Source organism: Affinundibacterium seohonense (genome assembly GCF_014284305.1).
GTDB classification, from domain to species: Bacteria; Pseudomonadota; Gammaproteobacteria; order Burkholderiales; family Burkholderiaceae_D; genus Undibacterium; species Undibacterium seohonense.
Genome location: NZ_JACOFW010000023.1, coordinates 20,440 through 46,141, shown reverse-complemented (window position 1 = coordinate 46,141; position 25,702 = coordinate 20,440). Strand labels below are relative to the sequence as shown.

Annotated in this window: 19 protein-coding genes; 4 read left to right on the top strand and 15 right to left on the bottom strand. The window is 48.3% G+C overall.

Annotated elements, in window-relative coordinates; all coding sequences use genetic code 11:
• The first annotated feature begins 48 nt into the window (after positions 1–48).
• Both H8K52_RS16795 and H8K52_RS16790 read left to right on the top strand, forming a co-directional pair.
• Positions 49–648, top strand: a complete 600-nt coding sequence (locus tag H8K52_RS16795) for a M15 family metallopeptidase (protein ID WP_186924060.1) — start codon at positions 49–51, stop codon at positions 646–648.
• Positions 649–652: 4 nt separating this feature from the next.
• Complete coding sequence (locus tag H8K52_RS16790; RefSeq protein ID WP_186924059.1) at positions 653–2,053, top strand: serine hydrolase domain-containing protein; 1,401 nt, start codon at positions 653–655, stop codon at positions 2,051–2,053.
• A gap of 75 nt (positions 2,054–2,128) precedes the next feature.
• On the opposite strand, the gene H8K52_RS16785 is transcribed toward H8K52_RS16790, so the two are convergent.
• Together H8K52_RS16785 and H8K52_RS16780 are read right to left on the bottom strand one after the other, a co-directional pair.
• Positions 2,129–3,043, bottom strand: coding sequence for a LysR family transcriptional regulator (locus H8K52_RS16785; RefSeq protein ID WP_186924058.1), 915 nt, complete (start codon positions 3,041–3,043; stop codon positions 2,129–2,131).
• Between the two features lie 66 nt (positions 3,044–3,109).
• Positions 3,110–4,000, bottom strand: coding sequence for an N-acetylmuramic acid 6-phosphate etherase (locus tag H8K52_RS16780; protein WP_186924057.1), 891 nt, complete (start codon positions 3,998–4,000; stop codon positions 3,110–3,112).
• 419 nt (positions 4,001–4,419) lie between these two features.
• Here H8K52_RS16780 and H8K52_RS16775 point away from each other — a divergent pair, with 419 nt between their 5' ends.
• On the top strand, positions 4,420–5,886 hold the full coding sequence (locus H8K52_RS16775) for a glycoside hydrolase family 10-like protein (protein WP_186924056.1): 1,467 nt from the start codon (positions 4,420–4,422) through the stop codon (positions 5,884–5,886).
• Between the two features lie 54 nt (positions 5,887–5,940).
• Here H8K52_RS16775 and H8K52_RS16770 read toward each other — a convergent pair whose 3' ends face one another.
• The 8 genes from H8K52_RS16770 to H8K52_RS16735 all read right to left on the bottom strand — a co-directional run bounded on the left by H8K52_RS16770 (position 5,941) and on the right by H8K52_RS16735 (position 17,996).
• Complete coding sequence (locus tag H8K52_RS16770) at positions 5,941–6,927, bottom strand: peptide ABC transporter ATP-binding protein (RefSeq protein ID WP_186924055.1); 987 nt, start codon at positions 6,925–6,927, stop codon at positions 5,941–5,943.
• Between the two features lie 25 nt (positions 6,928–6,952).
• Complete coding sequence (locus H8K52_RS16765) at positions 6,953–7,960, bottom strand: ABC transporter ATP-binding protein (protein ID WP_186924054.1); 1,008 nt, start codon at positions 7,958–7,960, stop codon at positions 6,953–6,955.
• A gap of 4 nt (positions 7,961–7,964) precedes the next feature.
• Positions 7,965–8,876 carry an ABC transporter permease subunit gene (locus tag H8K52_RS16760; RefSeq protein WP_186924082.1) on the bottom strand — a complete coding sequence of 304 codons (912 nt, stop codon included), beginning with the start codon at positions 8,874–8,876 and terminating at the stop codon, positions 7,965–7,967.
• Between the two features lie 58 nt (positions 8,877–8,934).
• Complete coding sequence (locus tag H8K52_RS16755) at positions 8,935–9,942, bottom strand: ABC transporter permease (protein ID WP_186924053.1); 1,008 nt, start codon at positions 9,940–9,942, stop codon at positions 8,935–8,937.
• Positions 9,943–10,004: 62 nt separating this feature from the next.
• On the bottom strand, positions 10,005–11,642 hold the full coding sequence (locus H8K52_RS16750; protein ID WP_222613814.1) for an ABC transporter substrate-binding protein: 1,638 nt from the start codon (positions 11,640–11,642) through the stop codon (positions 10,005–10,007).
• A 177-nt stretch (positions 11,643–11,819) separates the two neighbouring features.
• Positions 11,820–14,570 carry a TonB-dependent receptor domain-containing protein gene (locus H8K52_RS16745; protein WP_186924052.1) on the bottom strand — a complete coding sequence of 917 codons (2,751 nt, stop codon included), beginning with the start codon at positions 14,568–14,570 and terminating at the stop codon, positions 11,820–11,822.
• A gap of 573 nt (positions 14,571–15,143) precedes the next feature.
• Positions 15,144–16,805: a glycoside hydrolase family 10-like protein gene (locus H8K52_RS16740; protein WP_246464630.1), complete on the bottom strand. Its 1,662-nt coding sequence runs from the start codon at positions 16,803–16,805 to the stop codon at positions 15,144–15,146.
• 36 nt (positions 16,806–16,841) lie between these two features.
• A complete protein-coding gene (locus H8K52_RS16735) occupies positions 16,842–17,996 on the bottom strand; it encodes an acyltransferase family protein (RefSeq protein WP_186924051.1) in 1,155 nt (384 codons plus the stop codon).
• 510 nt (positions 17,997–18,506) lie between these two features.
• Here H8K52_RS16735 and dacB point away from each other — a divergent pair.
• Positions 18,507–20,087 (top strand): D-alanyl-D-alanine carboxypeptidase/D-alanyl-D-alanine endopeptidase, encoded by a 1,581-nt coding sequence (dacB, locus tag H8K52_RS16730; RefSeq protein WP_186924050.1) that lies wholly within the window; start codon positions 18,507–18,509, stop codon positions 20,085–20,087.
• Positions 20,088–20,118: 31 nt separating this feature from the next.
• On the opposite strand, the gene H8K52_RS16725 is transcribed toward dacB, so the two are convergent.
• The 5 genes from H8K52_RS16725 to H8K52_RS16705 all read right to left on the bottom strand — a co-directional run bounded on the left by H8K52_RS16725 (position 20,119) and on the right by H8K52_RS16705 (position 25,681).
• Complete coding sequence (locus H8K52_RS16725; protein ID WP_186924049.1) at positions 20,119–21,408, bottom strand: D-amino acid dehydrogenase; 1,290 nt, start codon at positions 21,406–21,408, stop codon at positions 20,119–20,121.
• Between the two features lie 65 nt (positions 21,409–21,473).
• Positions 21,474–22,103 carry a L,D-transpeptidase gene (locus tag H8K52_RS16720; RefSeq protein ID WP_186924048.1) on the bottom strand — a complete coding sequence of 210 codons (630 nt, stop codon included), beginning with the start codon at positions 22,101–22,103 and terminating at the stop codon, positions 21,474–21,476.
• Positions 22,104–22,277: 174 nt separating this feature from the next.
• On the bottom strand, positions 22,278–23,579 hold the full coding sequence (locus H8K52_RS16715; RefSeq protein WP_186924047.1) for an MFS transporter: 1,302 nt from the start codon (positions 23,577–23,579) through the stop codon (positions 22,278–22,280).
• 410 nt (positions 23,580–23,989) lie between these two features.
• A protein-coding gene (locus tag H8K52_RS16710) for an IS3 family transposase (protein ID WP_246464629.1) occupies positions 23,990–25,131 on the bottom strand; the annotation gives its coding sequence in 2 pieces (ribosomal slippage) (positions 23,990–24,873 and positions 24,873–25,131; 1,143 coding nt in all).
• 97 nt (positions 25,132–25,228) lie between these two features.
• Positions 25,229–25,681, bottom strand: a complete 453-nt coding sequence (locus H8K52_RS16705) for a nuclear transport factor 2 family protein (RefSeq protein WP_186924045.1) — start codon at positions 25,679–25,681, stop codon at positions 25,229–25,231.
• Positions 25,682–25,702: the final 21 nt, after the last annotated feature.

The following is a 25,702-nucleotide window of genomic DNA, read 5'->3' as shown; positions in this document are numbered from 1 at the left end:
GCGCCAATCAAGCCAAGCTGAGCAACGCCACCAATAAGGAAAACCTAGATGTTGTGTGAAGACATAAAAGATCACGCTGAATTTAAACGCCTTGATGACATCGCTGGCATTGTCATCGATCTGCGTTACGTAGGAGATAACAATTTTGTTGGACGCGATCTTTATGGCAGTTTAGATTGTCGTTGGCTGCATAGGGAAGCGGCACAAGGACTAGTCGATGCGGTCGCGATCTTGCGCGCCAAACAACCGACTTATCGATTGGTGGTACTCGATGCTTTGCGTCCGCATCGGGTGCAAGAAATGTTATGGAAGCATTTAGAGGGAACCACTTTGCGCTCTTATGTCGCCGATCCTGCGCGCGGTTCTATACACTCTTTTGGTATGGCCTTGGACGTGACGATACTCGATGAACATGGGCAAGAGCTCGATATGGGAACAGGATTTGATGCATTGGTAGAGAAATCGCACCCCAAGCAGGAACTAGAATTTTTGGCCAATGGCACGCTCACACCTAGTCAATTCGAAAATCGTCAGTTATTGCGCGAGGCCATGTTTGGTGCTGGGTTTCGTGGCATTAATAGTGAATGGTGGCATTTTAATTTTGGCGATCCCGATGTGGTTCGGCAAACTTACTTAAGAATCGATTAATCGTATGTCTACGCTACTCAGCCTGAACGATACCCACAAAAAAAGTGCAGCCATGCTGCTGTTTTCTTTCTTTGCCCTGACTTGCCACGAGCAGACACAAGCGATGTCGCCGCCTCAAAGGAGTACGCCCATGACGCAAAACACCGATCAAGTTCTACAGCAAACTGTCAATCACCCAAGCCAAGCTCTGGCTAGTCTTTCCGTGATCGCGATCAAGCAGGGCAAGGTGGTGTACGAAAACCAATTTGGTCGTCGTTATATTCATCCTGAGGATGCTGCGCAAGACATGCTGGCTAATGATCAGACCTTGTACCGCATGGCCTCGGTGTCAAAGATGGTGGCGGCTGTTGGTGCGATGATTTTGGTTGAACAAGGCAAACTCGATCTGGATGCGGACATTAGTCGCTATCTCGGTTTTCAGATCCGCAATCCTCATTTTCCTACTGCGCCGATTACTACCCGTATGTTGTTGAGCCATACCTCGTCATTGCGCGATGATGCTGGTTACAATTTTCCAATCAAGGTCAATTTGAAGAGTTTCTTGGTGCCGGGCGGAGCGCATTACGGCGACGGGTCACAATGGGATAAGGCCAGTCAAGAATCGTCGCATGCCCCCGGACATTTTTTTCGCTACGTTAATTTGAATTGGGGCATCCTCGGCTCGGTGATGGAAGCAGTGAGTGGTCAACGTTTTGATCATTTCATGCGCGATCAGTTGTTGCGTCCTTTGGGTATGGCCGGTGGCTACAATCCTGAGGAATTGAGTGTGGAAGAACTCGCCAATGTCGCCGTCCTTTATCGCAAGAAAAAAGAACATGACACTGTGTGGAATCCAAGTGGGCCGTGGATCGTTCAAGTCGATGACTATCGCGGCAAAGCACCGCTCAAGCGAGCTGGGATAGACAGCTATGTGTTAGGCGCAAATGCGAGCCTCTTTAGTCCGCAAGGTGGACTTCGCACCACTGTGCGGGGCTTGGCGCGCTTAATGCAAATGTTGATGAATCAAGGTGAGCTTGATGGCGTGCGTATATTGCAGCCTGCCAGCGTCGCACAACTATTGCAGGTGCAATGGCGCTACGATGCGGCACGCAAGAACGGCGATAATGATCGTGGTATGTTTCTATCTTGGAGTTTGGGCTTTCAACATTTTACCGACGTTAGCGCGGCACATTATGGTGATCGCTTAGTCAGGCAGACGCCGTCGTTCACTGGTTTTGGACATTTGGGTGAAGCCTATGGTTTGAATTCCGGTTTTATGTTTGACCCTGTCACACGAAACGGCATGATCTTTGCGTTAGGCGGTTTGTCAGCCGATTCCGAAGCTTTGTTTGGTGAATATTCTAGTCTGAGCCCATGGGAAGAACGCATACTCAGTGCCTTGTACGCTGAGATTATCAAAGACTGAGTGACTAGGGTCTTGCGCGGTCGTAAGAACGTAATCTCAGCACCTTGTGCGCTGAGACTATCAGAGACTAAATGACTATGACCTAGCGCCGTTAGTTTTGGCTATGCAGTCGGCGGCGACGTCGCGCAGATTTTGCACAAAGGCCAAAGCCGAGCGCGATAGAGGAATTGACTTCATCGTCAATAAATACAAATCGACTGGCACCACAGGGATGATGGGGCGACATTGCACGCGTTGATGATCAGCAGTGGCAGCGGTAAACGGATCGATCACAGCCGAGCCCGCACCGTGTTCGACCATCGTGCGTGCCAATAAATACGTTTGCACCACGGTATAGGTATTAAATTGCAAGCCCTGTTCAGAGCAAGCGTCCATAACCCGACCCGCCAAGTGATCATCCAAATCAAGCGCGATTAATTCTTTTGGCAGTTCTTTAATCGGTAGTGGTGTGTTATCCAGTGTGGCTGCCCATGTTCCTTTGGGCGCAATCGCCGTCATTCGACCTTGCGTTAAGGATTCTGCGGCAATACTAGGGTGATTCGGATCGTACAAGGAAATCGCAAAATCCACATCACCAAGCAATAAAGCACTGACGATTTCACTCGTGTGTTGCGAGGCTAAAGAACAATGCACTTTGGGGAATTTGCTTCGCCATGCTGATAAGGCGGCTGGAATAATTGTCATCGACAAAGTGGGTGTTGATGCCAATCTGACCGCTTCGTCGGGATTGTTTTTTAGATTCGATGCTAGGCGGCGCACTGCTTGTAAATCACGGTTTAATTTATCGACTTCGACAAATAATTTGCGTGCTTCTGGTGTCGGATGTAATTTGCCTTTGATGCGTTCAAATAATTTTAAACCAAGTCGCAATTCGCAGTGCTGCAAGACTTTAGTTGCTGCCGGTTGAGAAATACTCAAAATCTGCGCAGCACCACTGATCGTACCTGCTTGCATGATGGCGTGAAACACTTCGATATGACGTAAACGCATAGTGAATAAGATGGAAGATGATGCAGTGAAAAAGGAAAAATCATTTTACCGCATGGAAATGTATTGTCACTCTTTCTGTTGTATTGCACGGCGCACGTCGTCGTCATTTGCCAATAATCGCGCCTGCGCTGCAAGCACGCTGGACTGATTCAGAATCGCCACGATGGCGGTTTTGACATGGTACTGGCACTGGGACAAAGTGTCTTTTGCCATTGCCTCATCACAGCCAGTGGCAAACATGGTCAAGTTAATCGTGCGGCGTACTAACTTGGCATTGGTTGGTTTGACATCCACCATCAAGTTGCCATATACCTTATGCAACTGCACCATCAAAGCGCTAGAAAAGCTATTTAAGGTGATCTTTTGCGCGGTGCCCGCTTTGAGTCGCGTGCTGCCAGAAATGATCTCGTTTCCCGTCTCTAATGTGATACCGATATCAGCTTCTAGGGTAATGGGGGCATCGGCATTATTGGCGATGCCTATCGTCAGCGCACCTGCCTCGCGTCCGGCCTGCAGAGCACCCAATACATACGGAGTGGCACCAGAGGCGGCTAGTAGGATGATCACATCTTGGATTTGAATGTTGAGTGCGCGTAAGTCGTCTGCCCCTTGTTGCGCATCATCCTCCGCGCCTTCGACGGCGGTAAACATGGCCGTATGACCGCCCGCCAGTAAACCAATCGCCCGTTCATTTGGCCATGAAAAAGTGGGCGTCAGTTCAACCCCGTCAAGTACGCCCAAACGACCAGAAGTACCTGCACCGACATAGATCAAACGACCACCATCACGAATGCGTGGCAAGGCTTGGGTGACGGCGTTCGCGATTTGTGGTGAGGCTAAACGTACCGCACGCACCGCATCAAATTGATCATCGATTAGCGCGTCAATTAGCTGCTCGGTAGGATACAAATCAAGCTCGCGGTGTTGCGTACTTGGGATTTCGGTTTGCAGTTTCAAAGGGGCTCTCCTGTGTAAAACGCGCGCACTTGTGTATTTACTTAAATATTCACTAAGCAACTCATGCACTGACCATACCTTATCCCTCGCGGATTTGAATAACAAATGAATGCTTGTGCTCACACTATAACTTTTGGGTATGGATGCGCCATCATTGGTATCGTTGATGGATGGCGAACGACGCAGTCTACTGGCGGATTTTCGTCTATGATGCTTGTGTCACCTACACGGCGCTGGTGATAGCTTTAGCTTTCTTCGATTGTCCGCCTCAATTTTCATTCTCATTGATGAACTTTTTGTCCTCTCAACAATTCAATGGCAAGCAGACATTCGTCTGGGTTATTGGATGTCTTTCGTTCAAAGATATGATTGATCACTTATGCGTCTTGGTGCCTACATCGCCTCGATTTTTAGGTCGTATGTTTCTGTTGAAATGTGCGGTTCTGCTTTGCCTGCTAGGAAGTATCGATTCATTGTTTGCGATCCAGCGTGAGGTGCGTGGAACATGGTTGACAACGACAGCCAATACGGCAATTTCCAACCCTGAAAACACAGAACAAAGTATGCGCCGAATCAAAGAGATCGGGCTAAACACGGTCTATGTGGAAAGCTGGAAAAACGGTTATACGCAGTTCCCGTCAAAGGTATTGCAGCGTACTTTAGGAGTCACTCAACGTCCTCCATACCTTTTGCAAGATCCTAGCGATGTACAACAAAGCCAAAGCACGACCAGTCGTAATCTACTCCAAGAAACACTGATAGCCGCACATCGCCAAGGGCTAATCTACGTCGCTTGGTTTGAATATGGTTTTATGGCAGCGCATAAGTCCACCATGAATCACCTCCGGATACAAAAGCCAGCGTGGTTGAGTCGAGACCGCGATGGCAATGAGGTCGCGAGTAACGGTTTTGTTTGGCTAAATCCTTTACATCCAGAAGCCCAACAATTCTTACTTGAGCTCGTACTTGAAGCGGTTGATGTCTATGATCTTGATGGGATTCAACTGGATGACCGTATTGTCTGGCCTGATATTCGTATGGGCTACGATGCTTATACGATGGCGCTCTATGCGCAAGAGCATGCGGGGCAATCGCCACCAAACAATTATCTTGATCCTGAATGGATGCAGTGGCGGGCGGATAAAGTGACACAATTTGCTCAGCGATTTGTGCAAGCAGTGCGCGCAAAAAGACCGGGCTTGATTATTTCCCTTAGTCCCGCTGTGTATCCCTGGTCATGGCAGCATCATCTATTGGCTTGGCCGCAGTGGAGTGTATGGTCAACTTCCACGTTAAAGCCTAAGGCTGATTGGGATGAATTCATTCCACAAGCGTATCGTTTTAGTTATCCTGATTTTGCAAAAACATGGCAGCAACAAATAGACGCAATGCGAGTTTATGGCGATAGTCAAGCAGCGAAACTCGTTGCTGGAATTCGTATCGTTGGGGATGGCAGAGACTCAAGCTGGGAGCAGCTACGACAATCCATAGAATTGACTCGAACAAATAAAAATGCGGGACATGTGCTGTGGTATAGCCGTGGCGTACTCGATCTCTACCCAGAACAATTGCGCGCGTTTTATCAAGACAGCGGTGCCGCGATTTCACCGCATTTTCCGGCAGGATGGCGACAGGTATCGATTCCACTACTCAAACAAAACGCAACGGAAAATGCAGCGAAAATTGAGCGCTGGCAGTCGCCTAAAATGGAAGTCGGGCGCTATCAAGTGATCGTCCATGACCAGCACGGTTGGCGCTACCTTGATCAAGTTGTGACGATTTCAGCGGCTAACAAGGGCATGGTCGATGTGCTAGTTCCTGCTGGATGTTCGCGTGTCGAGTTAATCGTGGATCGACGTCAGGAAATGCAAGAATTGCAGCGCTAAATATCCGGGTCAATGATCAGGATATTTAGCTCGTAACTCTTGCGAATCAGAATCTCAAGTGCCAACAATATGACAAGCCACCAAGCGTCCCTCGACTTGGCGCAAGGCAGGGGCTTCGGTGTGGCATCGGCTTTGGGCAAATGGACAGCGAGGTGAAAACGCGCATCCTGCTGGTGGGTGTAAGGGGCTAGGAAGTTCGCCAGTAATGCGTATACGTTCTTTGCGGTCTTGTGCGCGTATCGCTGGGGTGGCGCTGATCAATACGCGCGTATAAGGATGCAAAGGGTTTTCAAATAGCGCTTGCTTGCTGCCATATTCGACCGCGCTGCCTAAATACATCACCAAGACCTCATCTGCCACATGCTCCACCACACTGAGATTGTGGGAGATGAATACATAACTGGTGTTAAACGAGGCTTGCAGATCCATGAAGAGATTGAGAATTTGCGCTTGAATTGAGACGTCTAATGCCGAGACCGGTTCGTCGGCCACCACCACTGCCGGATTGAGCATCATGGCGCGCGCGATCGCTACCCGTTGTCGCTGTCCACCAGAAAACATATGCGGATAACGCGAAGCAAATTCTGGACGCAAACCAACTTGTTGTAGCATCGCATCGACACGCTCACGTCGCTCGCTGGCGGTGAGTGCGGTATTGATGCGCAAAGGCTCTTGCAAAGTCGCATCGATAGACTTACGCGGATTAAGTGAAGCGTAAGGGTTTTGAAACACCATTTGTAGTTGGCGCCGTAAGGCTGGATTATTGGCACCGCCGTTGGTGGCGACATCGACACCATCAATCAGCAAGCGACCCGAGCTGGGTTTTTCTATCATGGTCAATTGGCGCGCTAAGGTCGATTTGCCACAGCCTGATTCACCTACCACGGCCAAGGTACTCGCCTTTTTCAAAGTGAAAGAGACGCCGTTGAGTGCTTTTACGGTGCCCTTGTCGCGAAACAATCCTTGACTCACGCTGTAGTGCCGCGTCAATTGTTGTGCTTCTAAAACAGGCGGGACATTGGTAATTAATTGGTCTTGCATAGAAAGATACTCAGCTTCCATAAAATCAAACCTGCTTCATTAACGACTGTGTCATGTTGTCTACTGGTGAATTTGCTTCATCCAGCACAGGCTGAACATGATGGCATCGTAAGCCCGAAATTAATGCAGGCCGTTGGCTCACACATAGTTGGTCAGCTAGTACGCAACGAGGTGATAATAGGCACCCGGACGGTCGATCATCTCGTCCCGGCACCACACCAGCCAAGGCGTTCAGTCTTTGCGCGCCCTTATTGTGTTCTGGGATCGCCGCCAACAACGAGCGGGTGTATGGATGTTTGGCTTGCTCTAAACCTTGTGCCACTTGCGCGCGTTCCATCACTTGGCCTGCATACATGACATGGATTTCATCGGTCATTTCAGAGACCACGGCTAAATCGTGCGTGATGAGAATTAAGCCCATCTGATGCTGCTGATGTAAACGCAATAAAAGATCCATAATTTGTGCCTGCACCGTTACGTCAAGGGCGGTGGTCGGTTCGTCAGCGATGAGTAATTTTGGTTCGCAACTGAGTGCCATCGCTATCATGACACGTTGATTCATTCCGCCCGACAATTGATGCGGGTAGCAATCGAAGCGACGCACAGGGGCTGGTATTTCGACTAAGCTCAATAGCTCCAAGGCCCGTTCACGCAAGGCTTTTCCGCGTAAACCCAAATGGACTTTCATCCCCTCCATTAATTGATCGCCAATGGTGTACGAGGGATTTAAACTACTCAGTGCATCTTGAAAAATCATGGCGATATCTTTGCCAATAATTTTGCGGCGGGCGCTGGCTGATAAACCTAGCAAATCTTGGCCGTTGAAGCTTAAGACATCCGCACTGACGCGCCCTGGTGCATCGATCAGTCCCATAATGGCCATCATGCTGACGGATTTTCCTGAACCAGATTCGCCGACGATGCCTATGCGTTGCCCTTGCGCTACGTTCAAATCAATGCCATCGACGGCGATGCTTGATTGCTTTTTTTCGCCGAATTCGACTCTGAGATTTTTGACAGTTAGTAAGCTCATGGTTTTATCCTAGACGTTTCAATTTAGGATCAAGTGCATCACGCAAACCGTCGCCCATCAGATTGATACTCAATACAGAAATCAAGATACTCAAGCCTGGCATGGTCACCACCCAAGGCGCACGATCAATGTAATCGCGTGCGGCTGCCAGCATAGTTCCCCATTCTGGTGTTGGGGCTTGTACGCCCAAACCCAGAAAACCGAGTGCAGCGGTTTCGAGTATGGCGGCTGAAAAACTCAGGCTGGCATTCACGATTAAGGGCGGCATGCAATTCGGCAAAACCGTGTTTAACATTAAACGTAGCGTACCCGCACCGGCGACCCGACTGGCAATCACATAGTCCTTATTCACTTCTGCTAAGGCAGCGGCGCGCGTTAAACGGGTGTAAGAGGGCAGGGCACCAATCGAGATCGCGATCATCGTATTAACTAAACCTGGGCCCAATACGGTGATGATGCAAATCGCTAACAGTAAGCCAGGTAAGGCCAATAAAATATCCATTAGGCGGACGATCACCGGGCTAGCAAAGCGCGTAAAGAAAGCCGCTAGCAAACCAAGGAAAACGCCAGGTATCAGCGAAAAAATCACTGATAGACTTCCTATCATGAGCGACACTCTAGCGCCGTACATTAGGCGCGAAAGTATATCGCGCCCCAATTCATCGGTACCTAGCAAAAATTGCCAACTGCCCCGCGCGTCCCATACCGGTGGAACCAACATGTGATCACGAAATTGCTCAATCGGATCATAAGGTGCTAGCCAAGGCGCAAAGAGTGCGGCGAATGCAATCAGCAGAAACACAATGGTCGCCGCCAAGGCACCGCGATTTTGGCTATATTGTTGAATAAATAGTCGCCACGCAGGCTGTGGCGATTTGAGCATCGCGACTTTGTCTTCGGCAGCGCTGAGATTCATTGTGTTTGCTGAGTTGGCTAAATTATTGAGGTGGTTTTTATTCATGATGATTGTATTTTCATTCTGAGCGCAGTCGTGGGTTGACAACGAGGTAGAGTAAATCGACCATCATGTTGACGAAGATGAAAATACTGGCTGATACTAAAATAGCCGTTTGTACGACGGGATAATCGCGCCTCGCAATTGAATCGATTAACCATTTTCCAATTCCGGGCCAAGAAAAAATTGTCTCAGTGAGCACTGCGCCTGCCAATAAACTACCCGTTTGCATGCCGACCACGGTCAATACTGGAATGAGCGCGTTGCGCATTGCATGAATAATGACGATACGACTTGGCGATAATCCTTTAGCGCGCGCGGTACGCACATAGTCTTCGCGTAACACCTCCAACATCGATGAGCGCGTCATGCGGGCGATCACGGCCATGGGTATGGTACCCAGCACCACGGTGGGTAACAGTAGGTGGCGCAGGGCAGAGCCAAAAGCACCATCTTCATCGGATAATAGGCTATCAATTAGCATAAAACCGGACCGCGGCAAAATGTCATATTCAATCGCTATCCGTCCAGAAACCGGTGTCCAACCCAAATCGACAGAAAAAAACATCATCAAGATTAAGCCCCACCAAAACACCGGCATCGAATAACCGACCGTCGCCAAACCCATCACGCCTTGATCAATTAAAGAGCCACGTTTGAGTGCCGCGATCACACCCAATACAAGACCGAAAACGCAGGCCAAAAGTAGCGCGGATAAAGCTAACTCCATCGTGGCGGGAAACAGCGCAGCGAATTCCTTTGCCACTGGTTCGCGAGAGACTAGCGAGACGCCAAAATCGCCTTGTACCAGTTTTTGAAGATACACCCAGTATTGCTCAGCCAAAGGCAAATCGAGCCCCATGCGATGCATCATCTCGGCATGTTGGGCTGGGTCCATTTGACGCTCACCCATCATGACCTCGATAGGGTCACCTGGAACTAAACGAATCAGGAAAAACGCGACCAAGGTAATGCCGATAAAAGTCGGGATGACACTGAGAATTTTTTTTGTGATGAACAGCAGCATGAGCGTATCGATCTGGTTTTATTGAATTGGTTTGAGTTTTTGTTTGTGTAAAGTAACGAGTCCTATGGACGTACATACACATTTTCGAACGACACGCTGCCATTGGGCGCCATGATAAATCCCTCCAGTTTTTGTGACATGGGGATATAGACGGTGGAATGTGCCATCGTCATCCACGGGCGCTCATACTTGAAAATCACTTGGGCTTTTTCGTAATATTCGGCACGTCGTTTTGGGTCTGTGGTTGAGCGTCCGCCTTCCACCATGGCGTCGAATTCCTTATTGCAAAACTTCACGCCATTTTTGTTTAATGCACAGGTCAAATTGGTCGCTAAAAAATCATCGGGATCGCCGCTATCACCTGACCATCCGCTCATATATACATCATGTTCTCCCTTGGCAGCGCGCTTCAGATATTCGCCCCATTCGTAAGTTTTGATATGAGCCTTGACCCCAATTTTCGCCCAATCTTGTTGGATCATTTGCGCCATCAATTGCCCGTTGGGATTGGTCGGGCGACTCACTGGAAGAGCCCATAAGTCCAGTTCTATATTGTCTTTAAAGCCCGCGCTGGCGAGCAATTGGCGCGCTCTTGCTGGATTGTATTCATTCCGTAATTGCTTGTTGTAACCAGGTATTGAAGGCGGGAAAGCGCTGATCGCTTGCATCGCATCGCCACGTGGAAACAGCACTCGAAACAGGGCATCCCGATCCACCGCGATATCTAAGGCTTCTCGTACCAAGCGATTATTAGTAGGTGCTTTTCTTAAATTAAAGGAGAGGTAAGAGATATTTAAAGCTTGAATTTTGGCGACCTTGACGCGTGGGTTGCCGTCTAAAACCGTGATGTCGACATCACGAATTGGTGCCGTGATATTGCATTCGCCCAAGCGCAATTTTTGTACACGCACATTGGGTTCGCGGCTGATGGAGTAAATCAGTTTTTGGGTGATTTGTGGACCGCGCCAGTAATCTGGATTGGCTTCCATGCGGATCACATCGTCTTTTTTATAGCTACGAAAACGATAGGGGCCGGTGCCTATCGGATAGTTGTTGATATCTGCAGCACGCTTTTTGAGTAGTAATTGTTGCGCATATTCAGCACTATGGATGGCTGAAAACGCCATCGCGAAATAAGATAAAAAAGCCGCATTGGCGGTCTTTAACTCAAAATCCACGGTGCGCTGATCGATCTTCTTTATTGAACTGATTTGTGCCGCCAAGCCTAAACTTTGCGGATAGATAAAAGAAGCGGGAAAGGCCTTATTAAACACATGCTGCGGGTTGGTCATGCGTTCAAATGTAAACATCACATCATCTGCATTGAGTGTTCTGGTTGGGGTGAAATACGGTGTTTGATGAAAACGCACATTATCGCGCAGAACAAAACGCAGACTCTTCGCATCACTAGAAAATGTCCACGACTGCGCAAGTTGCGGCACTAGTTCAGTGGTGCCACGCTTGAACGTCAAAAGACCTTGAAACATTTGATTGGTCACATTACTGGTGCTGGCGCTGTCCCATAAGCCTGGATCAAATCCTTCGGGCGACGCATCGGCGCAATAGATGATAGGTTTATTGGTCGAGATAGATCCAGCGATAGAAGTATTGCCAGATGCGTTACCAGATGCATTACCAGTCGCATTGGCAGTAAGGCCCATCAAAAAAAATAGAGAAAAAAAAGCCAGCTGTTTGTTCATGACATTCCTGTGGACGAGCGGTTCCTGTTCGCCGATGACGACTTTGTTCTTAGATCATACCAAATTGAACGGGCAATTTGCGGAATGTTCAGGCTTAAGGAGAGTGACCCTGAAACCCGCTTCAGTATCATGCTGGATCCAATCCGGCATGATACTGAGGTCAAGTGCAGATGCGGACTAGAACTTGTAATTCGCGCTGACTGATAAGCGACGCCCAAGTGGGCTAGCGACGCGTGGATCCCAACCTGCACCACCTGCGAAGTCCACATTGTGAGCAGTAAAGGACGGTGTCCGATCAAACAGGTCAATCAAGATAACATTGATAGACAAGTCTTTGAAGCCCGAATAGCTGGTTGATAAATTGTAGGTCGTGTACGGTTTAACGTCGGCAACAAAGCCTGCTGGCACAACGCCACTAGGGCGTTCATCTTTGTAACCAGCTGTGTAGCGTTGTGAGAATGTGGTACTCCAATTGCCTTCTGAGTACGTGACAAAGGCATTGTGCTTCCAACGCACATAGAGATTTCGTGGATACCATTCGCCCACCAGTTCTGTGTACGTGTCGCGCTTAAAGATACGGGATTTGAAGCTCTTCATGTAAGTGCCTTCTATGCCAGCATCCCATTTCGCTGTTCCCAGATTGCCGTTCATCTTCAATGCAAGGTCGATGCCGCGTAATTTATCGCCATCGGCATTCACGTAGCCAGCTTGAATATAATCGATCTCGCCATTGGCATCACGGATCAAACTATTCGGGAAAGTTTCTGGGTTCTTGATGACTGCAGTACCATCAAGCTCGGTGATGATGCCATCGCGCTTGATATCCCATAAGTCGATTGTTACTGCCATCCAGTTAAGCGGTTGAATCACGGTACCGATCGACCATTGCTTAGACTTCTCTGGATTCAAATTGATATTTCCACCGGCTTTTTGATCTGGGCGAATACCACAATACTGCAAATTGCCTGGATTTTTTGGACACAAAACAGGGTCATCTACGTTGCCAGGCAAAGGTGAAATCGAAACGCCAGAATACAATTGGAAGAAGCTCGGAGCGCGGAAACCAGAGTTCACAGAGCCACGGAACATCAGGGTTTTTTCTATCGGCTCATATCGGAAAGAAATCTTTGGATTGACCGTGTTACCAAAGTCACTGTATTTATCACCTCGAATCGCCAGTTGTGCGTCAAAGCCTTTAAATACTGGTACCGCCATTTCTGCATAGATCGCCGTAATGTCGCGTGACACCTTTGCAAACGTCGCATCAAATGGCGCGTCACGCACTGGCACAGTTGCGCTCTCATCGGATTTGAATTGATACGATTCACGACGCAAATCAAAACCGGCGGCGGCACTTACCATACCAGCCGGGAGTGAAAACAACTCACCAGAAATTTTTCCGTCAATTTGTGTCAAGGAAGCCCTACCGCCGAAAAGCGATGTTCCGGCAGCTTTTGCTCCTTGAATCAAGGCTAATGCCTCGGCAGTCTGCGTCTCTCCTGCCTTCAACCATGGATTAATTTTGCCTGAGGCTAAAGCCGCATCAAACTCTGCGCGCTTCATATAGCCTTCGCCTAAGACAGAATTGGCGTAGCTCTTGGCAGTAGATACGCCTAAGCTGTAGTCCCACCCGCCAATCACCCCATCAATGCCCGCTAAAATGCGCGACTGCTCAGACACGGTTTGGATGGTGCGACCACCGCACTCCAAACAGCGCCAGCGATAGGCGATGGGCTTGGTCTTATCAAAGGTGGGAATGTAACTCGAGAGATCTTGATAATACGGACCGCCAACTGGATAGGCATTTTTTGCCGCAATGCTGGTGGTGATTTGACTCTGCTCAAATTGCTTGGTGGCGGTTGAACGCGAACCAACCACCTCGAAATACGCTTTGGTATCGTTATCGATCTTTAAAGTGCCGCGTGTCACGAGATTAAGATTGTCCACAGGCTGAATCAACACTGCCTGTCCGGTGTAATCGTAGGCACAGGAGGTTCCGAACTGTGGATTGCCCCATAAAGTGCTCTGATATTGCGTCATGCCAAAGCCAGACTCGCACTTGCCTTGGAAGCTCAATAAGTTGGCGCGGTTGTAGGTTTGTGCGCCTGTTGTCGGTAATTTGTAACTGGAACCAATCGCCGTCCCAGCGCCACCTGTTTGCGTAGCAAACGGTGTCCCAGTCGTGTCCGGTGATAAGCCACGTTCAGGTTGAAAACCATTTACGAATGAACGTTGATGTGAATTTAAGATGGCTTGTTTATCGTAGCTCAGCGTAGCCATTAGATTGTAGCCTTCGCTGTCCATGTCGCCCATGCCACCAACGATAGAAATGCCCTTGGTATTGCCGCCACCACCTTGGGTGACGTTGGTGCGCGCACTGAGATTTACGCCATTAAAATTCTTCTTCAAAATAAAGTTAATGACGCCACCGATCGCATCGGTACCGTAAATCGCGGAGGAACCATCGGTCAAAACTTCAACACGCTCAACCGCCGCTAATGGAATCGAGTTGAGGTTAACTGCATTGCCTTTAGCGCCATGCAAAGAAACGCGACGACCATTCAGAAGTACTAGGGTGCTACCAGCACCCAGACCGCGCAAATTGGCGCTCGAGTTACCATTGTTATTGCGATCATTGGAGCCAAGCTGAATACCTGCTTGTGAGGATAAGTTATCCGCCGTGGTGCCATTGGCCGACAAGGTCGCGATTAATTGTTCGACGCTAGTGGTTCCTGAACGGCTTATTTGCTCCGCGGTGATGACTTGAATCGGCAGTGCGCCTTCTTTTTGTACCGCTTTGATACTTGAGCCGGTGATCTCGACTTTTTGTAATTTCTCAACGGGCAAACTCTGTGCATAAGTGATGCCAGCAGCAAGATTTGAGACACCGATTAAAGCGATACAATGGGCTATGGTTGTTAGTTTCACTACATTCTCCTATTTGATTCGATTAATGAATTATTCGCTTTTTTCAGAAACATGTCTGTCCTGGACTACTCTCACAAAGTAGGAGAGCTTGGTACCGCTTCAGCTAAACCGAAATTCTCCATTAGGATTGGAATTGATGATGACTGCACTTTTCGAAACTGTTTTGGCCTGCATTGGGAACTCACGGCATGCCATGGGCTTCGAAGAAAGTCAAATCCTACTGAAAATGCGACGTCAAAGCTTAAATACCACTTCTGTTGCACCGAATGGAAAATTTCGGTTCAAAATCGGCAACGATAATCGCAGACTCAGGTCAAGAGTAGAGGTTTCTTTGATAGCGTGACAAATGAAAAAACCCATGCGCTCAATAACTAAAAGATATAGTCTCGCCAAAAGCTATTCGTTTGGCGTGAAGTGCCATGCAAGATCATGATGTTAGCTTGTAAAAGGTGGGTGTTTGCGCAATTTCAGCCATATTATTTATCAAATTTGGATGGCGGATGTTTGACAATGGTTGTCAAAAAGCGACAAATAGCGACAAATAGCCAAGCCTATCAGATTGGCCCTCGTTTTTTACTTAATGAAGTGAGCGCGCTGACTCTCTTGACCCACGCGATCCACCAAGCTAACGACGACCTCGGTGAGCTTGCCTCGTTGAAGGTCGTCGCTCAGATCAATGCTTTTTGCACTAGGATGTTGTAACGAGAAAATCCATTCGTATTTCATATCATGTTCATAGCGCCGCCAAATGGCTATTGAGCGTATTGCTTGGTGATCGTCAAACGCGACCTCGATATGTTGTGGATCTGCCGTGCGTATTAATCGCGGAGTTGTGACGGTGCCAGCAAATAACCATGGCGTTGCCGGGACAAGCGCGGGCGTGAGATAGCGTTCTTGGCGCAGTCGCTGGGCGATGTCTTTGCGATTTTGCATCAATGCCACCATACTAAAGTGAATATGTCCGGCACTCGCCTGCGCGCGGGTGATGCTGATTTGATTCAGTATCTCTTCACTTGTCCAAGACTTGTCGCTGTGATCGATTCGGCTGGTGTAAAGACCTGGCCACACATGACGTGCCATGGTATTTTGAAGAGTCCAATAATCTTGTAAGACCTGAAACGCCTGAGCGGGTTGGTCGATAGGCCAATACAATTGCGGTGCGAGGTAGTCAAGCCAGCCACGTGCTAGCCACAGCTCGACATCGGCATACAATTTATCGTATTGACTAAAGCCCGTGATTCCCGGCGGTAAGCGATCTGGTCGCCCGATGCCAAATGGACTAATGCCGAATTTTACCCACGATTTTTCTTGACGTAACTTATGTGCGATGTTTTCAACAAGATGATTGACATGCTGGCGGCGCCAGTCAGCACGCGCGAGTGCGCCACCCTCGTTTTGATATCGCACCCAATTCTCTTCGTCGGGGAAATCGACTTCTTGGCCCGCCGCGTCTTTGATCGGGTAAGGATAAAAATAGTCATCAATGTGAACCCCGTCGATATCATATCGGCGTACTACATCCATGATCACGTTGAGGGTTTGCGTTGCGGCGTCGGCATCAGAGGGATCCATCCATAGTAAGTCGCCATATTTTTTGACGGCGGATGGTTTTCTGTTACTGACATGCTGTGGGCTAAGGTTTGCTTTTGAAAGCGCGGTTTTGGCGCGATAGGGATTAAACCAAGCGTGTAATTCCAGACCACGTTGATGCGCTTGTGTTATCCAAAACTGCAAAGGATCGTACCAAACTTGTGGCGCTCGCCCCTGTTCGCCGCTCAGGTATTCGCTCCAAGGCTCTAGCGCGGAAGGATAAATGGCATCGGCGCTAGGCCGCACTTGCAAGATGATGGCATTGAGTTCAATTGCTTTGGCTTGATCGAGAATCGCGATGATCTCGTCTTGCTGCTGCTGACTACTTAGACCAGGTCGACTTGGCCAATCAATATTGGATACCGTTGCGACCCATGCCGCGCGGAATTCTCGCGGTGCTGCTGGTGCAGCTGCAAGTGATGTTGGTGCCGTCCGTGCCAAATCTTGAGGCAAGGATGCCGTCTTCGGGTTTGCGGTTTCTGGGATCTTATTAACGGGAGCTTGCACCGCTGTGGTACAGGCACTGAGCAAGAATAGCATTAACAATAGTAGTAAGAAACTGACGATGATGCTGCCAACTTGCTTGCCTGAGATGCTGTTGATACGCGTAAGAATCGACGTCTTTGAAAGGTGACAATTGATCATTTTTACAAGTAAAAGAAAAGGGTGGATTCACCGACATTACACTTTAATAAACCACGATTTTTTCCACATCAAATAGGCAATCGTCAGCATCAGTAAATTAAACAGTATGGCGAACAACAATGACGCATTGTATGCAGAAATGGGAAGTGTCGTCAGCGGTGTGAATAAGGTTTTTTGTAAAGACATGACACTGCCATCACTTTGCCCAATCTGTATAAATCCCATCAGCTTGGCCAAGAGACTGGCTAAAGCAAACAGAAATAGCGCATTGAGTCCATACATTGTGAATGGCAAATTGAGTGTGCGCATCCTTTGTTTTAAGTGGAGTGACGTGCTGGCATCGAGTAGATAATAGAACACAGTGAAAGTGAGCACAGCCCAACCTGTCATCAAGACGCAAAAAGAGCTGGTCCACAAGCTCTTATTAATCGGCATTAAATAGTGATCCATCACTTGGCCTAGCAATATGCAAACAATACCGAATATGATGAGCGCGAAAACCTGCTGACGTGGCGGTATCGCGCTACCTAAAAAACGCCCGGTCAATACACCAAACAGCACACTCGCAGTCGCAGGCAATGTGCTAAACAGACCTTCCGGATCCCAGGTTCTTGATTTCTTCCAGAGATGTCCTTCCATGAGGCTACGATCCAACCAAGCACCGAAGTCGCGCCCTGGTTCCAATACACCGCGCCCCCAAACGCCCTCGGCATCAGGAGCTGGCACTAGTAACATCACGCCAGTATAGAAGATAAGAATGGCGAAGATCCACGCGCATTGTTGACGCCACGTGAAGTAAATAAGGATAGCGCCAGCCAACATGATGGTAAGCGCGATGCGTTGCAAAACACCAGGAATGCGTAGACTCAAGAGGTCAAAACTCGGGATGAAGTTGAGGACTAGACCGATCAAAAAAATAGTCGCCGCACGGCGCAATAATTTCGAATAGTGTAGGCGTCGATGTTCGGGTAAATCGGTTTTATTGGCGATTGATAGTTGCAGCGAAACGCCGACGATAAAAAGAAAAAATGGAAAGATACAATCGGTCAGAGTCCAACCAGACCAGGCGGCATGCGCCAATGGCGGATAGATGTGCGCCCAGTCACCAGGATTATTTACCAAAAACATGGCGGCAATCGTCATCCCGCGAAAGGCATCTAAGGACAGTAGTCTAGGCTTGGCAGCGTGCATTGTCGATTCTCACCAAAATTTGAAAAAAGAGGGCGCTTGCGCGCCCTCTTTCTAGATTCACCAGTCTTGGGGAGAAGGTGAATAGTTAAACGTCTCAAATGTGGGGGGTTGAGGCGCCTATTCTTGACGTAGTACAGTTCAATTGGCATTAGCTGAATAGTCACGGAAGAATGAAGTCTATGTTTTCATCTTTTACGATTTGATGCGATTGATTTTTTGATCATGACGTATAGGTAAAAGTTATGCACTCAACTATTAAGATCGGCATTTTTCATAAAAAATGCTATACCCAAGCGTTATAGGCAGATGCAAAAAAACCATAGGCGATTGGTAATTCATGCCCGTAGACTATGACTTTGTAACAGGACTTACGCAAAATAGACGCTGGCGTTGCCGTCGACTCGCCGCACAATTTCTTAGGCGACGCGCCTAGCTAGCGCAATTTTGCGTAAGTCCTATGTAGGCTCAGCATGGTTTGCCTGAGCACTTGAGGAAATGAGGGAACATAGGATGATTACTGTTAGATCGATGCACCGTCAACTTTGTCTTGGATTCATCGGGTGTTGTTTGCCCTTTGTATCTGCACAAGTACAAGCGCAGCAGAGTTTGCCGCAAAGTGTGACCCTAGCCTTGCAGCAGGCAGGTGTACCCACTTCTGCATTGGCGGTGATAGTACAGCCTGTCGATCGTAGCGCACCCAAATTGGCGATACATGAGGACGTCCCTATGAGTCCAGCATCGACCATGAAATTGGTCACCAGCGGAGTTGCCTTGGAAGTGCTGGGGCCAACCTATAAATGGAAGACGCAATTGCTCAGCGACGAGTCATGGAAAATGCCATCGAATAGGAGTACGAAAAAAAATACTTTGCGTGGCCCCTTGTACTTGCGTGGCGGTGGCGCACCTGACTTGAGCTGGGAACGCCTCGGTATGATGTTGAGAACACTTTACGATCAAGGTATTCATCGTATTGAGGGGGATCTGATACTCGATCGTAGTTTTTTTGAACCGAGTCGTTTTGATCTGAACTTGCCCCCATTTGATGAGACACCGGATGCGTACTACAACGTGATTCCTGATGCCTTGCTAGTGAATAGTAATTTGACGAGTTTTGAACTCGACAGTACGCAGAAAAAAATGCAAACGCGCTTGTCTTCGCCGATGGCGCGAGTACGACTCAATAACCGCATGACTGTTGGAGACTTTCCTTGCGCGCAGTGGGAACAACGTTGGATCCCGCCTACCATCAAAACCGATCGCCGACATCGCACCACAATCACGCTAAGCGGCGAATTTCCGCGCGATTGCAAGATCACAAATAGTCTCAATATCCTTGATCGCAACTTGTATATCGAGAGTTTGGTGCGCCAACTCTGGACCGAAATGGGCGGGCAATGGAAAGGGCGCGCTATCGATGGCACTGTGCCTCCGACTGCCACCGCCCTGGTGGAAAAATCCTCGGATACTTTGGCGGACAATCTTAGAATCATCAATAAACGCTCCGACAATGCCATGACCCGTTTATTGTACTTAAGTCTGGGCGCCGAGTTGAGCGCTGGATTGAGTACGAAGATGACTGGTGTGACTAGCTTCAATGCGGCAGAGGAGCGGGTACGTCTATGGATGCGTCAGCAAGGGATTGATGACCAAGGTTTTGTGATCGAGAATGGCTCTGGGTTGTCTCGCAGTGAACGTATCTCTGCCAAACAAATGAGTTCATTTTTGCTGCATCTAAGCCAGAGCAATTGGTTTGCTGAATTTAGCGCTAGTTTGCCGATCGTGGCGGTGGATGGCACTATGCGTAAGCGTTTAGTCGGGACAGTGGCAGCAGCGCGCGCCCGTATTAAAACCGGTACTTTACGCGATACCGTAGCGGTGGCTGGTTATGTGCGCGATCAACAAAACCGTCATTGGGTCGTGGTCGGTATGATTAACCACGAATACGCAGCAAAAGCGCGACCTGCGCTCGATGCTTTGATTGCGTGGGTGGCATCGGGTGTCGAAAGTGAAGCAGTGGAAGGACTAACGCAAGCACAAGCCGCAGCGGAACCTATGAGTCGCCAATCCTCGGTCAGCGCACCTCTACAATAATCGTAGCGGAATTCGCGAGGAAAAAAATGTTCTAGCGGAAGGCAAAGCCCGTCATATCAATGGCGGGTGTTTCGCCACAAATAACGCTGCGCAATAAGCTTGCACTACCGCAGGCCAATGTCCAGCCGAGTGCGCCGTGACCGACATTCAAATACACATTGGCAATAGGCGATTTACCCAAGATAGGAACGCCGGTCGGCGTTGCGGGACGCAAGCCCGCCCATGGCGATAGTTGCTCTGCAGCGTTTAAGTCTCCACTCTCAGGAAATAAAGTCTGAGTCGCTTTGACCAACTCGGCAATCGCTTCTGGCGGTATGCGTAAATCGTGACCAACCAATTCGACCCGGCCCGCCACACGAAGACGATCACCAAGCCGTGCATACACGATCTTTTGGGACAGATCCGTGATGGAAATATGTGGCGCCGATGCGCTATTTGCATCGCGAATCGGTACCGTAATGCTATATCCCTTCAATGGGTACACCGGAAGCCGAAAGCCGAGCATCTTAGCAAAGCGCGCGCTCTCTATCCCCATGGCGACGACAAAATGATCAGCGGTATGACGGGTTGTTGGAGAACCAGTTGCAGTCTCCGTTTGACGTAAGTTGATGTGACTTACCTTGCCGCCCACGAGGTGCGCCGACTCGATACGTGCATTGGGTAGAAACTGAAAACGCGGTGACTGCGCCATGGTAGCCAATAAGTGTTGGCAAAAACTTGCACAATCTCCGACTTCTTCTGCTGGGGTGTAAACACCAGCGAGCCAGCGGGTTTGCGCGTGTGCTAATGCGGGCTCCAATTCTATACATTGATTGATACCTAAGATTGACTGCTGACAACCATATTGCGCTTGAAACGCAATCTGGCCAGCCGCCGCGTCGATTGACGCTTGGTCGCTCAGCATCACCAATTTGCCAGAGGTTTGATGTTGAAAGTCAAATCCATGTTGTGCGCGAATCTGTTCGATTTGCACCTGGCTTAATTGCGCCAATGTGAGAAGTTGACGGCTACTGATATTGGCTCTTTGATGATTACATGCCATTAAGAATTGCCACAACCAGTGCCACAAAGCAGGATCAAGTTGTGGTTTAAGGCGCAGTGGCGAATGCTGACTGAATAAATATTCAGGCCACTTTCTCCAAATTGACGCATCGGCCAATGGGGCAACATAGGAATAGCTGAGCTGCGCGCCATTGCCTAAGCTAGTCATTTGCGCGACTTGGCTCTGTTCTTCAATCAGACTAACTTCATGCCCGGCCATTAACAACTGATAAGCCGTAGTGACGCCGATAACACCGGCTCCGAGAACGCAACTATGCATACGATTTGTGTGGTAGGTGGAAGGAGGATTCAAAAAATGATCAGGTAAGTTCGCGTTGATTGGCGTTACTCATCCACACTTGCGCTCATTGTCGCCAGCATCCAATGTGCTTTGAGCGACTCCAATGGCGCTTCGCTGACCACCACTTTCGCGCCAACAGCGATAGCATCGTAAAGTCTGACAATGTCGACAGAGCGCATACGGATACAACCAAAACTAGCCGCTGTCCCCAATAGACTTTCTTGTGGCGTGCCATGGATATAGATAAAGCGCGGATAGGCATTGCGATTGCGTTCCTCTAGTCCACGTAACCACAAAACTCGGGTGACGATGGGGTCTCGTCCAGGGGCTTCTATCGGTACCACTTCGCCAGTAGCTACACGGTCTTTTAGGACACTACCGAGCGCCAAATTGTCACCAAATTTTTCAGCGATCTCCATCGTGCCGGCCGGCGTCATATAGCTGTCAGGCACATCACCGATGCCTTTTTTTGCGGTGGAAATGAGAAAAAATTCGCGTTCTTGACCGTTCTCGATGAACAGCATTTTTTGTTCGGGCACAGACACGAGTAGCACTTGCTGTTGTGCTTTCGCATTGGTAGCGGATTTGGTCATTGAGGTGCATGCGGACAAGCTAGCTAGCAGCAATGCAAAGCTGATCAAAGCCATCAGCAAGCGAGAAAAAGTCCATCTCATAACTCCACCATATCAAGTACGTGAAATGCTAGGATAGACCGTCAGAACGTTTCTTACTAATGAGACTTTACTGGGTTCGCATTACCGCAAGTTATGGCTGAGGGCTAGTTCGAGATCTAGTGTGGATAACGCGTGCTAAATCCGTGTATAAAGTACGCAGTCATTATGAAGGGCTTAGGCGCCACTGACTTTTTTTCCAAAATCCGATTCTATCTTTAAAAAAGCGGTCAATATCAAGCCGGGCACTGTGCAAAGACAAGCCCAAATAAAGAAACTTCCATAGCCAAGATATTGGGATAAGTCACCACTAAAAGCGCCCGGTATCATCATGCCTGCAGCCATGAAACCTGTGCAAAGCGCATAGTGTGAGGTTTTTTTCGGACCGTCGGCAATCATCATCATGATCATTAAAAATGCGGTAAAGCCGAAGCCATACCCAAATTGCTCAATCGCCAGAGCAGTAGCAATGATCGTTAAACTTTCCGGTTGTACCAGCGCTAAGAAAACAAACGCCAGATTGGGTAAATGCATAGTCAGCACCATAGGCCATAACATTCGCTTTAGGCCATACCGCGAAATCAACCAACCGCCGAGCAATCCGCCTATCGTCAAAAAAGCGATTCCAACGATGCTATAGACGATGCCAAACTCTTGATTGCTGAGACCTAAGCCGCCTTTGGCGCGTGGGTCGAGCATAAATAAACTCACGACCTTTAAGGCCTGTGCTTCGCCGAGGCGAAATAAGAGGATGAAAAGAATCGCAAAAAGAATCTGCTTCTTTTGAAAGAACTCGCGAAAAGTCGCGGCAAATTCAGCAAGAACCTGTTGACTAGTCAGCTTGCACTCTGACGCAGCAAGAGTACTTTGATCACTCGTCGGGCGCGGCAATATCGCTGCATGGTAGAGGGTTAGTGCAATAAAGATAGCAGCTATGACCATCAATACAATCGACCATGACTGCGTGATATCTTGATTGTGTTGCGTCAGTCGTCCGACAAAAATAACCGGCACACCACCACCGACAATGTTTGCTACACGAAAAAATAAACTACGGACACCGACGAAAGCCGCCTGCTCTGAGCTGTTGAGTGCCAGCATGTAAAAACCGTCTGCTGCAATATCATGACTGGCGGAGGCAAATGCAATGAACCAAAACACCAGTAGGCTAATCGCGAAAAAATAGGGCGTATGCAGACTTAAGGAGAGTGCCGCTAATCCTGCACCAATTGCCATTTGCAAGGCGATAATCCAAGCACGCTTAGTCTTGAAAATGTCGATCAGTGGTGACCATAATGGTTTTATCACCCATGGCAAGTAAAGCAAGCTAGTGTAAAAAGTAATGTCGCTATTCGAAACACCCAAGTTTTTGTACAAGACGCTAGAAAGCTGTTGTGCAATGATAAACGGGATAGCGCCAAGGAATGCCAAGCTTGGTATCCACCATAGTCCGTTCTTTTGTGTCAAATTTGCTGTCATGAGAGTCCGTTCGAACTATGAGAGTGAAGCTTAACGAATTGAGTTAAATTGAGTTAGCTTCGCAAGTGTCATAGGTGGCATTGAACTACGCCAATCACTTGTTGTGCTAACAGTATGCGTTAGGCTTATACACTAGCATAGACAGCGGTGCATGATGTCTATGTGCAAATATTGTGCTAATTTGATCAAATATCTGCTAATTTTGATTTACTGAGATGACCACTTTCCTTATATCGGTCTGACGCCCAGCGCGAATGCGGGTGAGTCTTTCGATAGCCAGATAAGGCGTAAATGCTAATTGAAATCTATTCCGCAACTAACGGAGAATGGACGAAAGATGTATTGACCTTGTTTTTTCCACCAATACGATAGAGCAAAGAGTGGACTTCCCCTAATTTCGTAGACAACACTTAACTTCCAAATTGGCGTTGCTCAAACGCTAGGGGACTCATTTGATTGAGATAGCTATGCCGCCGTTTGCGATTGTAGAACACTTCGATGTAATCAAAAATATCTGATCGCGCTTCTTCCCTTGTTGCATAGATTTTCCGTTTGACGCGTTCCTTCTTTAGGTTACTAAAGAAGGATTCAGCAACCGCATTGTCATAACAATTCCCACGTCGACTCATGCTTGGAACAAGTTGATGCTCTTTACACCAGCGAGCAAAATCATCGCTGCCAAATTGACTACCTTGATCTGAATGAATAATGATCGGTTTCTTTGGACGTCGTCTCCAAACAGCCATCAATAACGCATCGAGAACAATTTCTGTTGCCATCGTTGATTTCATCGACCAGCCAACAACTGCACGCGAGTAGAGATCAATCACAACTGCAAGATAAAGCCAACCCTCGTAGGTTCGGATGTAAGTGATATCGGTGACCCATGCTGTATCAGCTTGTTCAACATTAAATTGTTGTTCCAATCGATTCGGTGCTGCGATCACTGGCTTGCCAGCCTTGAATCTTGGCTTCCGATATCCCCGTGCTGACTTGATCTGCGCCATGCGCATGATCTTTGCAACTCGATTCGCACTACAAGCAATGCCCGCTTCTTTTAAGTCCTTGTGAATGCGCGGACTACCATAAATACCGCCACTTTCAACGTGTGCCTGTTTTATCTCCTCCAAAATCCGGGCATCTTCAATCGCACGATTCGATAGAGGCGTTTTCTTCCAAGCGTAATATCCACTGCGATTCACTTTTAAGACCCGGCACATACTAGTTAAACGATATCGGTTTTGATGTGCATCGATGAATGCGTACTTTACTCTGACGCCCTGGCAAAGTACGCGGTGGCCTTTTTTAGGATGTCTCGCTCCTCGGTCGTTCTTTTTAACTCGGCTTTTAGACGTGACATTTCTGCCTTCAAAGCAACAACATCATCGGTTGACGCTATCGATTGCTTTCCGTTACTTTGCCTCAACCATAGATAGAGACTCTTATCTGAGACACCTAACCTTTGCGCTACATCGACCACCTTATGGCCACGTTCCGTTATCTGTTTGATCGCTTCAGCTTTAAATTCATCGGTAAATCGACTTTTTCTCATGATGCACTTCCTTCTCAGTTTTTGACATTATTAAATGTCTACTGAATTAGGGGAAGTCCACATTTAAGCGATGTTTGCGTTATAAAAAATATCGACTTCAAAACATTGTGTTCGAGTTTGCTGATTTTTCAGGGATTGGCTGACCAACATCCCAATGCTCGACAATCTTTCCGCCCTGCACACGGAAGATGTCTACATAGGCTTGGCCACGCTCATTGAGGTCGGCTGGATTGTCTAAACAGTGGCTATGAATCACCACGAGATCTTTTTCTGCGATGGCACGTTTGATGACGCATTTCAAGGTGCCATTCTCGACGAACTTGGCGAAACCATTGATAAAGTTGTCGCGCCCATCTTTTCCTTCAGGGTTATGCTGTATATAAGTGGTTGGTGATATGAATTTTAATGCAGCCTTTGTCGGCATTCGCTGGGTAAAAGCCATATCGTAAAAATCGACAACGATCTTTTTGTTTGTGGCCGTGTCCGATGGGGCAGCATATGCCGATGACGCGATAGAGATTGTTAGCAAAGTTAAAAAGAAAAATTTCATAGTAGTCGAAAAAGGTAAATG